12 protein-coding genes, 2 tRNA genes and 1 pseudogene are annotated in these 14,381 nt (G+C 50.9%); 4 read left to right on the forward strand and 11 right to left on the reverse strand.

The features are described 5' to 3' along the window. Positions 1–85: 85 nt before the first annotated feature. The 3 genes from pheT to ACL02P_RS10630 all read right to left on the reverse strand — a co-directional run bounded on the left by pheT (position 86) and on the right by ACL02P_RS10630 (position 4,202). Complete coding sequence (gene pheT / locus ACL02P_RS10620; protein WP_412837223.1) at positions 86–2,527, reverse strand: phenylalanine--tRNA ligase subunit beta; 2,442 nt, start codon at positions 2,525–2,527, stop codon at positions 86–88. Between the two features lie 29 nt (positions 2,528–2,556). Then, positions 2,557–3,591, reverse strand: a complete 1,035-nt coding sequence (gene pheS, locus ACL02P_RS10625; RefSeq protein WP_009226701.1) for a phenylalanine--tRNA ligase subunit alpha — start codon at positions 3,589–3,591, stop codon at positions 2,557–2,559. Positions 3,592–3,965: 374 nt separating this feature from the next. Then, a complete protein-coding gene (locus ACL02P_RS10630; RefSeq protein WP_009226702.1) occupies positions 3,966–4,202 on the reverse strand; it encodes a hypothetical protein in 237 nt (78 codons plus the stop codon). Between the two features lie 134 nt (positions 4,203–4,336). On the opposite strand from ACL02P_RS10630, the gene ACL02P_RS10635 reads away from it, so the two are divergent. After that, the gene (locus ACL02P_RS10635) at positions 4,337–4,543 is read left to right on the forward strand and encodes a YwbE family protein (protein ID WP_260071048.1); all 207 of its coding nucleotides are present in this window, start codon (positions 4,337–4,339) and stop codon (positions 4,541–4,543) included. Positions 4,544–4,552: 9 nt separating this feature from the next. On the opposite strand, the pseudogene ACL02P_RS10640 reads toward ACL02P_RS10635, so the two are convergent. Continuing rightward, positions 4,553–4,717: pseudogene (locus ACL02P_RS10640) on the reverse strand (transcriptional regulator); the annotation flags it as partial. Positions 4,718–5,074: 357 nt separating this feature from the next. Here ACL02P_RS10640 and ACL02P_RS10645 point away from each other — a divergent pair. The 3 genes from ACL02P_RS10645 to ACL02P_RS10655 all read left to right on the forward strand — a co-directional run bounded on the left by ACL02P_RS10645 (position 5,075) and on the right by ACL02P_RS10655 (position 8,082). Continuing rightward, positions 5,075–6,112: an IS110 family transposase gene (locus ACL02P_RS10645; protein WP_412837224.1), complete on the forward strand. Its 1,038-nt coding sequence runs from the start codon at positions 5,075–5,077 to the stop codon at positions 6,110–6,112. 159 nt (positions 6,113–6,271) lie between these two features. Then, positions 6,272–7,636 (forward strand): ISNCY family transposase, encoded by a 1,365-nt coding sequence (locus ACL02P_RS10650; protein WP_019007868.1) that lies wholly within the window; start codon positions 6,272–6,274, stop codon positions 7,634–7,636. Next, positions 7,570–8,082, forward strand: coding sequence for a transposase (locus ACL02P_RS10655; protein ID WP_412837225.1), 513 nt, complete (start codon positions 7,570–7,572; stop codon positions 8,080–8,082). The genes ACL02P_RS10650 and ACL02P_RS10655 overlap by 67 nt, the downstream gene beginning before the upstream one ends. A 368-nt stretch (positions 8,083–8,450) precedes the next feature. Here the strand turns inward: ACL02P_RS10655 and ACL02P_RS10660 are convergent, their stop codons facing one another. The 7 genes from ACL02P_RS10660 to ACL02P_RS10690 all read right to left on the reverse strand — a co-directional run bounded on the left by ACL02P_RS10660 (position 8,451) and on the right by ACL02P_RS10690 (position 14,210). Then, positions 8,451–8,990 (reverse strand): DoxX family protein, encoded by a 540-nt coding sequence (locus tag ACL02P_RS10660; protein WP_009227132.1) that lies wholly within the window; start codon positions 8,988–8,990, stop codon positions 8,451–8,453. Positions 8,991–9,189: 199 nt separating this feature from the next. Next, positions 9,190–9,263 (reverse strand) — tRNA-Gly (locus tag ACL02P_RS10665). Positions 9,264–9,273: 10 nt separating this feature from the next. Beyond that, positions 9,274–9,347 (reverse strand) — tRNA-Pro (locus ACL02P_RS10670). Between the two features lie 211 nt (positions 9,348–9,558). Continuing rightward, a complete protein-coding gene (locus tag ACL02P_RS10675) occupies positions 9,559–10,905 on the reverse strand; it encodes an ISLre2 family transposase (protein WP_412837226.1) in 1,347 nt (448 codons plus the stop codon). A 161-nt stretch (positions 10,906–11,066) separates the two neighbouring features. Next, complete coding sequence (locus ACL02P_RS10680) at positions 11,067–12,416, reverse strand: hypothetical protein (RefSeq protein ID WP_412837227.1); 1,350 nt, start codon at positions 12,414–12,416, stop codon at positions 11,067–11,069. Positions 12,417–12,463: 47 nt separating this feature from the next. Continuing rightward, a complete protein-coding gene (locus ACL02P_RS10685; protein WP_412837228.1) occupies positions 12,464–13,228 on the reverse strand; it encodes an LLM class flavin-dependent oxidoreductase in 765 nt (254 codons plus the stop codon). 25 nt (positions 13,229–13,253) lie between these two features. Continuing rightward, positions 13,254–14,210, reverse strand: a complete 957-nt coding sequence (locus ACL02P_RS10690; RefSeq protein ID WP_412837229.1) for an aldo/keto reductase — start codon at positions 14,208–14,210, stop codon at positions 13,254–13,256. Positions 14,211–14,381 lie beyond the last annotated feature (171 nt).

Here is a 14,381-nt window from a genome sequence, read left to right on the forward strand (position 1 = left end):
GTCTCTTAGATGCGGATAATTGCACGAAAGTCACATCGAATCGGTCGTTCTACAAATGATTCGATGTGACTTCGTCCAATTCCTGCTATTTTCTAAGCTCCGCCGCAAAAGTTTGCGACAGCCCTTCGACCACCCGGTCGTGTACTGCGGCAACTTCCTCGTCCGTCAGAGTCCGTTCCATATGGCGATATACCAGCGATAAAGCTACGCTCTTCTTGCCTTCGCCTAGCTTGGCACCCGTAAATACGTCGAATACCTCCACCGATTCCAGCAGCTCGCCGGCCTTTTCACGGATCACGCCGATTAACGCGCCCGCTTCCACATCGGAGTTCACGACAACAGCGATATCGCGCTGCATCGCCGGATAACGCGGCAGCTCTTGGTAAACGTAAGCTTCGCCCGCATAGCGGTACAGCGGTTCAAGCAGCAGCTCGGCAACATACGTATCATCCAGATCCAGCTCCCGCTGCAGCTCCGGATGAAGCTGACCCAGCGTACCGATCCGTTCCTTGCCGGACGTGCCGTTCAGGAAGATGGAAGCCGAACGTCCAGGATGGAAGCCTTGCGGCCCATCCGCTTCATACGTCATCCGTTCAGCAACCCCCAAGTATTCGAACAGGCTCTCCAACGCACCTTTGAGATCAAAGAAATCCACCTTCTCCGCCGGAGCGTTCCAGCGTTTTTCTGCCCGTTCGCCGGCCAGCAGCAAGGACAGCACCGGCAGCTCGCTTGGCTGCTTGGTCAGCTTCTCCTCCTTGGTGCGGAAGACGCTGCCGATTTCAAACAATGCCAGATTGTCCTGCTTGCGATTGCGGTTGTAAACGGCGATGTCGATCATTCCCGGCAGCAGGCTGCCGCGCAGCACGCTGCGGTCCTCGCTCATCGGCATGGCCAGGCGGATCTCCCGATCCCCTTCCCCCAGCTGCGGGAACTTCGCGCTTGCCCCTTCCCGGATGAAGGAGTAACCCATCACTTCCTGCCAGCCGCCATGAGTGAGCAGTTGGCGGATCGTGCGGCGCAGCGCCTGCGGTTTCGTATAGCCGCCGACTGTCGTTACCCCTTCGATCATCGTTGCCTCGATGTTGTCGTAACCGTAGAGCCGCGCCACCTCTTCGATCAAATCCACGTCGCGCGTAATGTCGCCGCGGCGCGTCGGCACGCGAACTTCGATGACCTCCTCCGAGCCGGCACATTCGAAGCGGAGACGTCCCAGAATCGTTTTCGCCTCCAGCGAGGAAATGTTCGTGCCCAGGTATTCGTTCAGCTTCTGAAGCGACAGGGCGATCACTTTCTCTTCCGGCTCTTGATGAACGATCTCCACGATCCCTTCAGCCACTTGGCCGCCAGCATAGGCTGCCATCAGCGAGGCCGCGCGATTCAGCGCCGGGATGACGGAAGCCGGATCCACCTCTTTCTCGAACCGCTGCGAAGCCTCCGAGCGAAGCCCCAGCGTCCGTGACGTGCGGCGGACGCTGGCGCCGGCAAATTTCGCCGACTCCAGCACAATGTTCACCGTTTGATCGGTCACTTCTGTATCGAGTCCGCCCATGACGCCCGCCAAAGCCACCGGACGATCTTCACCGTCCACGATCAATAGTGCGCCGGCTTCCAGCTCACGCTCCTGACCGTCCAGCGTCACCAGCTTCTCGCCAGCTTTGGCTTGGCGCACGCCCAGCATGCCGCCGGCGATCTTGTCAGCATCAAACGCATGCAACGGCTGCCCGTACTCCAGCATCACGTAGTTGGTGATGTCGACGATATTGCTGATCGGGCGAATCCCCGCTGCCATCAGCCGGTTTTGCATCCACAACGGCGATGGGCCGACCTTGACATCGGCGATGTAACGTACCGCATACCGGCTGCACAGCTCAGGTGCGTCGATCTTAACCTGAATCCGTTCCTTGGCCAGTACGCCAGAGGAGGCAAGCTCAGGCTGCGGCAGCTTTACTTCGCGGTTCAAAATCGCGCCTACCTCATAAGCAGCCCCGATCATGCTCAGGCAATCCGACCGGTTAGGCGTCAGGTCGAAGTCCAGCACCTTGTCGTCCAGCCCCAGCAGTTGGGTAATCGGTGTGCCGATCTCCACTTCTTCAGGCAATACGAGAATGCCTTCCTGCTGTTCCTTCGGCAGCAGCTTGTCGTTGAGGCCAAGCTCTTTGGCCGAACAGATCATCCCTTGCGACAAGACGCCGCGCAGCTTGGCTTTCTTGATCTCCAGCCCGCCCGGCAGCTTGGCGCCTACGAGCGCAACCGGTACCTTCTGGCCGGCCGCCACGTTTTTCGCGCCGCATACGATTTGCAGATCCTCTCCCTGCCCCGCGTCAACGACGCAAATGTTCAGCTTGTCAGCGTCAGGATGCTTTTCTTTGCTTTTGACAAAACCAACCACAACGTTCGAAACGCCTTGATTGCGGTTTTCGATCGAATCGATTTCAATCCCGGACCGGGTGATTTGCTCCGCCAGCTCTTCAACATTTACCCCATCCAGCGAAATATAGTCAGACAACCATTCGGTTGATACTTTCATTGTCAGTTCCCTTCCCTCTTTACGTGAAATTAAACTCTGGCAAACTGCTGCAGGAAACGCAGATCGTTGTTGAAGAAGTAGCGGATATCATCAACGCCGTACTTCAGCATCGCGATCCGTTCTACACCCATCCCAAATGCGAAGCCGCTGTATTGCTCCGGATCGTAGCCGCTCATCTCCAGCACGCGCGGATGCACCATCCCGCTGCCCAGAATTTCCAGCCAGCCGGACTGTTTGCACACCCGGCAGCCATGGCCGCCGCACTTCATACACGTTACGTCAACCTCAACGCTTGGCTCCGTGAACGGGAAGAAGCTGGGGCGCAGGCGAATTTGCGTGTTAGGTCCGAACATTTTGCGCGTGAACTCAAGCAAAGTGCCTTTCAGGTCGCTCATCCGGATGCGTTTGCCTACAACCAGCCCTTCAATTTGATGGAACTGGAACGAGTGGGTTGCATCGTCGTCATCCCGGCGGAATACGCGTCCCGGGCAGATAATTTTGACCGGCACTTCCCCTTGCATCGCTTCCATCGTCCGCACCTGTACCGGGGACGTTTGTGTCCGCATGAGCAAATCTTCCGTCAGGTAGAAGGAATCCTGCATATCACGGGCCGGATGGTCCTTCGGCAGATTCAGCGCCTCGAAGTTGTGGTAGTCCGTTTCAACCTCAGGGCCTTCCGCAATCCGGTACCCCATGCCGATGAAAATCTCTTCGATTTCCTGAATCACCTGGTTCAACGGATGGATGCTCCCCTGCTTCAGCGGTCGGCCCGGCAGCGTGACGTCCACTTTCTCAGCGGCCAGCCGCGCTTCGGTTTCTTGGCGTTGGAACACCGCTTGCTTCTCTTCAATCACCGCTTCGATGGCGGCTCTGACCTCGTTGCCGATCTGACCGATCACCGGACGCTCCTCGGCGCTTAAGGACCCCATCCCGCGCAAAATTTCAGTTAATGCGCCCTTTTTGCCCAAATATTTGACCCGAAGGTCGTTCAAATGCCCGGCATCGACGGTTTCCGCCAGCTCTTTGAGCGCCTCCGCTTTTAGTGCTTCAAGACGTTCTTTCATGAATAGCTCCTCCTAAAAATGTTATGAGCGCTGCTTCTCGATTCGGTTTCTTACAAAACCGTTCCGAGTCACAAGCGTCAGTTCAAAAAGTCAGGTTTTCAGCACCGAGAAGGTTGGATGAAGCTAGGGACTGAAAAGCGGAGCATACGTTTGGGGTACGTGAGCACCTGAAATGTTTCCGTAGGAAACATGCATCGTAAGCATACGCTTAGCCCGGCTGAATTCAAGATTCGACGTCGAATCCGCTTCATGTCCTGCTTCGTGATCAAAAGATGACTTATTGAATAACCTCTTAAGGCAAAATAAAAAGGCCTTCTCTCCCGTAAGGGACGAAAAGACCGTGGTACCACCCTTGTTAGAGCACCGCGTAAACCTCAGCCAGCCACATGGCTCGCAAGGTGCGCATTGCTCTCGCTCCAACGAAATAACGGCTCGTAACCGGTATCCCCTAATGTGCCGGGCTGCAACCATACGCCTTGCGGCGTAACGATTCGCAGCGGCAGTTCAAGGAACTGCTCCGGAGCGAACTTCGGCAGCTCCGTTTCCCTAGCGGCGCTCTCAATCTCCGGCGCCCCTTCCCTGTTGGTCGGTTCCTGCTTACTCTTCTCCATCCACGCATTTCATGTCATAATTACCTGCTATTATATGCTAAACGGACAGCCGTTGGCAAGTCAGCGGTGAATTATGGTATCTTAAAGTGGTTATACCAAACGCTACTCCATCACGTCAAGGAGGGACCCGCCCAATGAACGGCAACGAACGCAAGAACATCAGGCCTGGCCTCACCGTGGACATCGTATTAAAAAAAGATCAGCCCACCGGCAAACTAACCCGCGGCATAGTCAAGGACATTCTGACGAACTCCGCGACCCATCCGCACGGCATTAAGGTCCGGCTACAGGACGGTCAGGTAGGCCGAGTGAAAGTGATTCATCCCGGCAAATCCGACTGATCCAAAGTCTTAGATCCGCCTTACCGGATGCCGCAGCACGGTTTTCATCTTCTCCGGCGCGGTTTTGCGCGGGTCCGACAGATAGATTTCATGATGCTTGCGAAGGTCATCGAAATTCTCGGTTAATCCATTCGCTTCCAGGAACGCCCTCATCCGGGCAACCGATTCCGGTTCCCGCTGCGCCAACTCGGCGGCAGTGATCGTTTTACGCTCCAGCAGCAGATAGGCATTTCAAACAGACGGTTCATTTGCACGCGTACCCTCTCCTTTTGATGACAAGTATACCCTGCAAATAAGACATCGCAATGTCATATTAAGAAAAACGTCTATCGACGTACATTCAAAGTAGACAGACCGCGTTTAGCGGAAGTTTTTCTTGCGATATCAGGATGCCAATGCCCCGAAGTTTATACTTTCTGGCGTGTAATATAATCAAAATATAAAGAGGAAATCCCCAGCGACTATCGAAGAAAGAAGCACCTGACAGGGAAGCTTCAATCTTACCTACCAACCACAGGAGGTTAAAGTCGCATGGGGAAATCCTCGCACATTCAAGGCCGTAAGGGAACTAAGTTCAGTCAACAGCTAAGGGGCGTTAACCTGGAGCAAGTCCTCATCGTTGCGATCGATGCGGCCAAGCTCCACCAAAAAGCCTTAATATGCAATTATTTCGGCGACATCATTGAAAAACCCTTCTTTTTCTCAGCGAATAATTCTGGTATGGAGCTGCTTTGCAAGAAGATTAATCAAGCGGTTACAGCCACAGAGGCTGTTCGCTTGTTCCTGGGTATTGAGGCAACAGGCCATTACTATGAAGACATCGTCCGCGAGATGGCGAAACGAGGGTACCACGTTCAGATCTTGAATCCGTATACCACCTTCGAGGAACGCGCCGGCGCACTGAATTGGTGCAAAACAGATGATCTTGATCTTGTGGCCATCGCCCATGCCATCAAAAGCAACAAAGCCACTGAAAACCAGCTTTTGAATGGCGTGCAGCGTCAGCTCCATGTCTTGACTCGAGCACGGCGCTCAGAGACACGGAAGCGTGCTTCCTTGCGTACAGAGATTCGAGCACTTATGGACCTCATCTGGCGCGAGTACCAAGGATATGCAGATTATTCAGCCGGTAGAGCTCGAAAAATCAAAGTATTCAGTGACTTCTGGGGGAAAGCCTCGCTCTTCTTCATGGAGCATTATCCACACCCCGCTGCTGTCCTGAAACTAGGGGAGACCGGGCTACGGAAGCTCTCGATTCAGCATAATCTCAAATTGCGAAACACCACCATCCAGAAGCTCTTGCACGTCGCTGAACAAGCGTTATCGAGAAACTTACAGGAACTTCGGCCTGAGCTTATGTTACTGAAAATGAAGCTACGTGACTTACGAACATTTGATGCCAAAATTAATGTTTTGGAACAAGAGATCGAGAACCTTCTCCTTCAGACAGACGGACGACTGCTTCTTACCGTCCCGGGCTTAGGAGTGACTACCGCGGCTGAGCTTTATGCTGAAATCGGCGATGTATCTCAGTACTCGAACGCAAACCAGTTAATTAGTTGCTCCTGAAAAAGTCAGGGTGTTTTGAGCATAATTAAAAGGAATTCAGCACCTCCAAATGGAAATTGTTATTGACGAGATAACAAAGTTCCACACCCCGAGGGAAGAATTCCTTTGCTATAGGAGTTCAACAGAAGCCCTCGGGAATCCTTCCAAGAGGTGAAGAAAATGTTGAAACTTCGAGACGAGCAATTGACCATCTGGGATGCCATTCTCCCGGAATCTGTTAGAAAGTTGCCGGTCGAGCTTGCAATCATAGATCAATTACTGGACGACGACCGTTTTCTTCAACCGTTTACTGAGTTGCACCCGAAAGGCAAGAAAAGCGGCCGTCCTACGCTTGCAATTGAAAAGTACATCCGTCTTATGGTCCTGAAGCATAAATACAATTTGGGCTACGAGTCACTCGTGAAGGAAGTCGGTGACAGCATCACATGGCGAATGTTCTGCCGGTTTGCCATCGACGAACCGATGCCCGACCCGTCTACGCTCATCTATGCCCGCAAACGCTACGGCGACAAGATCGTCGAAGACATCAATGCCGCACTCGTAAAGCAGTGTGAGGAAAAAGCCGTTCTGAAAACCCGCAAATTGCGCACGGATACGACGGTTGTGGAATCCGACATCCATCACCCGACAGACGCTACGCTGTTGCAAGATGGCGTAAAAGTCATCACTCGAACGATTCAGAAAATCCGGAAAGTCGCCTCCCACACTGTTCAAGGCTTTGAAGATCGTACGGCAGAAATCAAGGAAAAGATTCTGTCCATCGCGAAAGTTCTACGTCGCCGCACCCGTGAATCTTGGGAAGAAGTTGACCGGATCACTGGGAGCGTAATCGAAGTAGCCGAGAACGTTGTGAACAAGGCGCAAGCCGTTATCGAGAAACTGCAAGACAAGGGCAAAGCTGCTCTTCGACAAAGTAAAACCAAACTGACCGAGGCGGTCACGCTAACCGGCAAGTTGTTGGAACAAGCCAAACAGGTCGTTTCCGGCAATCGAATCATCGCAGATCGGATCGTCAGTTTCTTTGACCCGGAAGCAAGACCGATTAAGAAAGGTAAGCTGGCCAAAGGAACTGAGTTCGGCTACAAGGTGCGAATCGACGAGACGGAAAGCGGCTTTGTGACCGGCTACGCTGTCTACGAGGGGAACCCCTCGGATGATGAACTGCTCGTTCCCGCTGTACAGGCGCATATCAAGCAATTCGGCAAAGCGCCGCAAGCTGTAGCGACCGACCGCGGTTTCTCAAGCAAGAAGAACGAAACGGCCATTACCGAACTTGGTGTGAAGCGAGCTAGCTTGCCGCGAAAGGGCAAAAAAGGCATTGCCCGATCCGAGTACGAAAACGAATTATGGTTCAAAGACTTGCAGCGTTACCGTGCAGCTGGAGAAGCGAAGATTAGTCTTCTCAAGCGGAAGTACGGTTTGAACCGCAGCAGGTATCGGGGCTTTGTCGGCTCAAAATGCTGGGTCGGCTTCGGGATTCTGACCCACAACCTGCAAAGAGCGGCAAAAATGCTCCAAAACTAACATGGAAACCGATCATTAGGGAAAGTTCCCCCTCACAACCCAGCCAGCAACCCGAAACTATTTTTGAAAATCGACTTTTTCAGGAGCAACTAATTAAGAAAGCTGGCACAAACCCCATTGTTAAGCAAACTGGTGGCGGCAAAGGCTCCTACCGCAAGATTTCCAAACAGGGAAACGATCACCTTCGTTATGCGGTATATCTAGCAGGTAAGAGTCTCTGCATGCATAATAAGGACCTTAAGCCTTTCTATGATCGTCTGAAGGAAAAAGGAAAACATGAACGAGCCATCTTTGTTGCAATGGGTAATAAGATGCTCAAAGTCGCTTTCGCCATGCTGCGAGACCGTTTACCGTTTCAATCGCAGTGCTCTGATTATCACATCCTTGATGAGGTCAATAAGAAGTTGAACTTCAATTGCGTTATGCCGACACTAGCAGCGGCCTAACTAAGCAAGATCTTGGAACCGGTCTTTCTGGGACTGAGGGAAGATCGGATCACTTTCTTGGAGACCTTGGATCTCGTATGTCAGCTTTATCCACCTCGCCCTGTGAATGCGAATTGTACGTTAGCGTATACTCTGCACTCAGCCAGATTGCATCGCAGGATTGAAAAAACGAGGCTATTTCCTTTCAAGTCCGAGAAAGGCCGGTTTCAAGCATCGCTTCTCTGTCAGTTGCTAACTTTTTTGAAAATCTGGGGGGTTAGGTGTGTTTGGGTTACCCAGAAACCTAAAAATTCTACTTGACATAGTACGCTGATATCTTAAAAAAAGAAGAGCTCTCTAGGAGAGCCCTTCTGCTTTATGGTTGTTTGTTACGCCGTGTGTTTAACGTTCAGCGGTTGCTTAGGCGTCGGGGCTTGCGTTCCGGCATCGCCTTTTTTGTGGAACAACTTGCGGAGGTAAGGCATCACGTAGTAGTCGAGGCCGATTTTACCAGCGTTAGCTGCAGCGACGAGAATCAGTACTTCAAGGATCAACATTTGCGCGTTGGTGCTTACCGTACCCGAGAAGAGGAACGCGGCGTTCATCACGAAGCCCATCAGTGCAGCGAAGGTGGTGAAGGTACCGAGGATCAGCCCCAGGCCAACCAGGAATTCGCCGTAAGGCACCAGGAAGTTAAAGAGTCCGACATTCGGCAAGGCAAAGTGTTCCAGGAAGGCTGCCCACCAGCCTTGTACGGCCGGATGGTCGCCAGTGCTGTTCGCGATCGCTCCGGTCAGGAAGCCTGCGGCATCGAAGCCGCCGGTGATTTTATGATAGCCGGCTTCGATCCATTGGTAGCCCAGGTAGACGCGGATAACGGTCAGGAGCCACATCGCCACTTTGTTTGTTCTCAGGAAATTGTTAAACATAAGAACCACTCCTCTTATTTATCGTTGGTTTTTTGTTTTTCGGATGATCATCTTTGATGTCTTTATTATATGTGATTTATTTCACTATATATGTGATTTAAATCACAAATATCAAAAATTGAGAAAATAAATTTTAAACTACTTCCGCCGCAACAACAAAAAAATCCTTACCGAAGTAAGGATTTAAGCTTCTTCATTATGGAGCGGGTGATGGGAATCGAACCCACGCTACCAGCTTGGAAGGCTGGAGTTCTACCATTGAACTACACCCGCAATGTACAGATCGGGACGACACGATTCGAACATGCGACCCCCTGGTCCCAAACCAGGTGCTCTACCAAGCTGAGCTACGTCCCGAAGTAATGCAGGCCTTTTTGAGAAGGCAGAAATTAATATATCACGTTTCGCATGCGAGCGCAAGCGAAACCTGCCAGCAGTCAGTGTCAAGCTAGCGTGGGCAGTCATTTAAGATGCTTGGAACGCGAACTCCGAAGGAACCTCTGCCTTGTAAGCGCTTTGCTTCGTTCTTTCATCAAACAGAAGTGATTTGTCAGAATTTTTTTTGCCGTTATCCACGAAGTGCTTTGAGTGCCATACCCGTTGTGCTGCTTTGCTTCGGTCCTTGCAATATGCGAATCATTCCAGCGATACAACCCTTGACCGGTTGCGTCACGTTCTTGAGCAATTGCCGCATGTTTATCGACTGCTGCGACGTTGCCTGCTTACTCGCTTGTCCTACAACCGTTCTTACCACCGTGCCCGCTTCTTGAATCCTCATCATCGTCCTCAGCATCGCCCTGACGCCTCGCTCACTCCAACTGTACCCGCCACGCTTCGTCCGCTTGGCGAATATACGCATCTGCGATTCCGCGCTTCCCATCGGGCGCATGCCGCTTGTGTCGATCCCCTTCGCCTGGAGTGTTTTTCGGTAGTCGTCCAAATGCTTCTCATGCCGCTTTAGAAAGCTTTTATACGGCTTCCAATCCTTCCGGTTCTCTTCCGCTATCTCTTGCTCCGACACGCCTTCCAGGATCGCCATAAGCGCGGCTGCATCCTGTTTGGCCAAAGACCGTCTCACGGTCTCCCATACCTTTGGCAAATGTCCGACAAACCGTTTCAAATCACGCGCCACATGAAAGCGATCCAGCATATACAGGCATTGGTGAAAGTAGGATGTACATTCCCCGATCCACGCCGCGCCGTCTCCGTTCACCACAAGCCACGTGTTCTCATCGATTTCGTAACGCTCCACCAGAAAGTCCCCGAACCCTTCCCAGAAGTCGCCGCCGCTCGTATGCAGGTAATGCTGTTTGTTCTTCAGCTGTACCCGCTTGCCGTTCTTCTCCCAGCCTTCGTGTACGACTGCAATTGCGTTCTCCATCCCGCGCTTTTTGCTCCGCTGCAGCTTCGTGTATAGCCCATCCACTTCCACGAACAGCACACGGGCAGCGCGCCGTTTCACCGCTGGCATCGGCTGTTGCGCACGCTCCATCAGTTTTTCCCTGATCGCTTGGTGGCTCAGCACATTGTAGCCCAAAAGCTGCTCCAGCCGCTTTGCGCTGTCCCGGTACGACGGTCCTTGGCTGGCGAATGCGATGGCTGTCTCTTCCAAATGCGGACTGACTTTCCCGCGCCCTTCGAATTGCAACAGCTGATCCAGCAGATACACGTGTTTGCCGCTTCTGCGGTCACAGTACAATCTCCGCTTGAAGCGCACATTCCCGAACACTGTGTTGACGCTTGTTTCACGCTCGTCCTTTACTCGATAACGCTCTCGGTCCCGTTGCTCCAGGATCTGCTGATCCAGCGCCTCCAGCACCTGCTTCATCGCACGAGCGAATTCCTCCTGCATTTTCCGGAAAATCCATTGCTCAATCTCTTTCATCGTCGGCATTGTTGTGGTAAAGTGGCTCACAGGAGCTTCCTCCTTCTTGGTGTGTTGTACGCAAACATCACTTTACCAAGGGAGAAGCTCTTTTTCTATATCCGCTTTTTCCAATTCCTACACCCACGGAGATTTTACACTAACCTGCCAGCAGCTCTTGCTGCCGGCAGGTGGGCTCGCCATCCCCGCGCTCACGAAACGGAGTTATCGTTAATGGTATAAACTCCGCCTTGACCTTCTTCCACGATATAAACATCAAAATTATTGGATCCCCACAGGACAAATTTAAATTCCTTTCCTTTAGGGGCTCTCAAATGTGATGTTTTAAAACGACCGGCTGTAGGATTGATTTGGCCAAGTAGAGAGACTGACCGGTCTTCAGTTGGTAATATCAAACCTTTATCCAAATGTTCTGTATCGTTATAGAACTGAAGTGTATGATGGGTGTCCGTCGTATCGGCTGGAGCCGCTCTGACGGCTACACCACCATCTGCCGTGTTGGCGATGGTAAATCTCTTACCATCTTTCAGTTCCAAGTCATGTTCATGCTCGGAAACATATTTATCTACACGGCCGGTTTCGAGGTTGTAAAATAACTCGGCTGATAATGTATTTGGCCACATCCCATTCACCTCGGAACCATCCGCTAAAGTCGCCTTGATGAAATATAAAATCGTGGTTTCGCTCGGCATTCTACTTGCAGGTAATAGCTTGGCGGTAACCTCGCTAATCCAGTTTTTGATTACGCTATCGCTTACTTCCAAGTCCTTTGAGCCCCATCCTAAACGAAGCAAAGCGATCTGAGCTTGGGATAGAGCATAGTACATTCCAAGCCGAGGAATAATACGTTCAAACGTCGTTATCGTTTTGCCAATATCTGCAACCGCCTCGGAGGCGCCTACCGCTGAAATTCCGTACGTAGAAATAACTTCTGTTTTAAAATGAGAGTCAAGGAACGTATGTTCACCCTCATTCTTATTTAACGTTATCTTCAGTGTAGGGTTTGCAATGCCTTCATGATGAATCTCTATAGCTCTGTTCAAGCCAGAAGATTCTCTATACTTGCCTGTGTCGGAAATTTTACCGAATCGTCTCACCAATAAATGATTTAAATTCTCTAGCAAAAGATTTCGATTCGCCTCATTGCTTATTGAAGCAGCATCAAGACCTAATAATCGGGCAATCCCTTCGGGTTGGAAAGGGTCCACTGGATGGTTAACCGTATGAGCAAAGTGTTCCTTAAGCCGTTCAGATAATAAAATCAATTCTGACTCCAGCAACAAATCGCAAAGATGTGACACATCCTCGTTCAAATACATATATACGAAACTTTCATTTGCAATAATCGTTTTCAGAATGTTCGCAAGATACATGTCGCCTATCAGAAAATCAGAACCGACTTGCAAAGCAAGACGTCCATCATCTGAAAATCCGGCTCTCACCGGTGGAAGAGCAAGTTCAACATGATGATCTAACTTCAAGGCGACCCCAGGTTCCTTGGATATACCGTCATTGTCGTCAATTGCTGACTTTTGTGTCATACGCATCAAAACTCCCTTATATATGACTCCCCGCAGGGAAGGATATTTTAAACGGTTGTCTGCTTGTTTTCTTTTGCAATCTCTTTTCGAACAATCGGTGCAACGCGGGTGCCAAACATCTCGATGGCACGCAGGACTTCACGATGTGGCAACGTGCCGATATTCAGATGCAAGAAGAAACGGTTTGTTCCTAGCTTTTTGCGGACGAGAAGAATCTTCTCTGCAACATATTCAGGATCACCTGCATAGAGGGCACCATTCATCTTGCGAGCATCATCGTAGGATGCAGCGCTGTATGGCGGCCATCCCAACACTCTGCCGAGTTCGTTCATTTGAACGACCGTGTAAGGTCGGTGTAACTCGACAGCCAGTTCTGTGGTTTCTCCGACGAAGCCGTGCGAGTGTGTCGCAATTTTAAGCTTACTTACATCGTGACCTGCACTCGCAGCTGCTTGTTTATACAATTCGACTAACGGAGCAAGCCCATTACTGATGCTGTCCAGCGTTGAAAATGATTGGTAGACGCGAACCGGATCATCCGAGGAAAGGACGGTAACGGCACTCGTGAGCCGAATTCGCTTGGTTAAAGCTGCCGCTGCAGCAAGGATGACGGCTGGAGCTTCGGAGGCAAAATCAAACCGTTGATGCTCTCCGATTCCAAACACATCAAGGCCAACTTGATCGGCAACAACGATCTCTTCGATCCCGTTACGAATCCGCTCGGAATGGCTGATTCTCTTGCCCGTTACAGGATCTGGTGAGGTCTCTAGAAAAGTATTGATGCCTAGTTCAAAATCTATGGATTCAGTCATGGTGATCCTCCTTCATTTTCTGTAATTAACGATGTCCTGCAGCAACGTTTTTGGGCGCGATTTGATTGAGACGTTGAAGGTCCGAATCCGTAAGTTCAACCAGCAAGGCTGCAATATTTTCTTCTAAATACTTTCTTCTTTTCGTTCCTGGAATCGGCACGATATCGTTACCTTGCATCAAAATCCATTTCAACGCCAGTTGAGGGGCGGTGCATCCCTTTTCAGCCGCCATTTCTTGAATCCGAGCAACAAATTGAAGGTTTTTCTGTAAGTTCTGTCCTTGAAATCTTGGGAAATTTCGTCTTACATCGTCGTAATCCAAATCCTCGTAGCGCTGAATTGTCCCGGTTAGGAACCCGCGTCCAAGCGGGCTGTAGGCGACAAATCCGATGCCAAGCTCTCTGAGAGTAGGAAGAACTTCGTCTTCAATGTCTCGGGACCATAAGGAGTATTCCGTTTGCACTGCTGTGATTGGATGAACTGCATGTGCACTGCGGATCAGATGTGCCGGGGCTTCCGAAAGGCCGATATAACGGACCTTCCCTTCTTTAACCAACTCAGCCATCGCCCCTACCGTCTCCTCAATGGGGGTGAAGGGATCGATCCGGTGCAGATAATACAGGTCAATGTGGTCAACGCCTAATCTGCGCAAGCTTGCTTCAGCGGCTGCCTTAACATATTCCGGTCTTCCGTTATAGCTCCAAGGGCCTCCCCATCTGTCGCGTACGACCCCGAACTTGGTAGCCAAAACGACCTCGTCACGCCGATCTTGAATCGCTTTTCCCACCAGTTTCTCATTTTCTCCGATACCGTACAGATCTGAGGTATCCAAGAAGTCTACACCAAGGTCCAATGCTCGATGAATCGTCCGTATCGATTCCTGTTCATCCCGGTCGCTGCCGTAAAAATCAGACATGGTCATGCAGCCTAATCCCATAGCAGAGACTTTCAGCCCGCTTGACCCAAGAGCTCTTTTTTCCATAAAAAAATCTCTCCTTTGTCATTTTGTTTCGTATGTTAAGAAATCAACATTTCGGAATGATTTGTATTGCCGAGTTCTACTTTAGTGCTTTTAAGCCTCACACCACTTTGATCGAACGTTCGTTCAAAATGCTATAAAATTCATTCTTTTTATCGAACGTTCGATCGATAA

It is taken from the genome of Paenibacillus sp. MB22_1, from assembly GCF_047200555.1.
GTDB classification, from domain to species: domain Bacteria; phylum Bacillota; class Bacilli; order Paenibacillales; family Paenibacillaceae; genus Fontibacillus; species Fontibacillus phoenicis.

Coding starts and splice junctions, on each gene's coding strand:
- pheT (WP_412837223.1), bottom strand. CDS start 2,527: ATGAAAGTATCAACCGAATGGTTGTCTGACTATATTTCGCTGGATGGG.
- pheS (WP_009226701.1), bottom strand. CDS start 3,591: ATGAAAGAACGTCTTGAAGCACTAAAAGCGGAGGCGCTCAAAGAGCTG.
- ACL02P_RS10630 (WP_009226702.1), bottom strand. CDS start 4,202: ATGGAGAAGAGTAAGCAGGAACCGACCAACAGGGAAGGGGCGCCGGAG.
- ACL02P_RS10635 (WP_260071048.1), top strand. CDS start 4,337: ATGAACGGCAACGAACGCAAGAACATCAGGCCTGGCCTCACCGTGGAC.
- ACL02P_RS10645 (WP_412837224.1), top strand. CDS start 5,075: ATGGGGAAATCCTCGCACATTCAAGGCCGTAAGGGAACTAAGTTCAGT.
- ACL02P_RS10650 (WP_019007868.1), top strand. CDS start 6,272: ATGTTGAAACTTCGAGACGAGCAATTGACCATCTGGGATGCCATTCTC.
- ACL02P_RS10655 (WP_412837225.1), top strand. CDS start 7,570: ATGCTGGGTCGGCTTCGGGATTCTGACCCACAACCTGCAAAGAGCGGC.
- ACL02P_RS10660 (WP_009227132.1), bottom strand. CDS start 8,990: ATGTTTAACAATTTCCTGAGAACAAACAAAGTGGCGATGTGGCTCCTG.
- ACL02P_RS10680 (WP_412837227.1), bottom strand. CDS start 12,416: ATGACACAAAAGTCAGCAATTGACGACAATGACGGTATATCCAAGGAA.
- ACL02P_RS10685 (WP_412837228.1), bottom strand. CDS start 13,228: ATGACTGAATCCATAGATTTTGAACTAGGCATCAATACTTTTCTAGAG.
- ACL02P_RS10690 (WP_412837229.1), bottom strand. CDS start 14,210: ATGGAAAAAAGAGCTCTTGGGTCAAGCGGGCTGAAAGTCTCTGCTATG.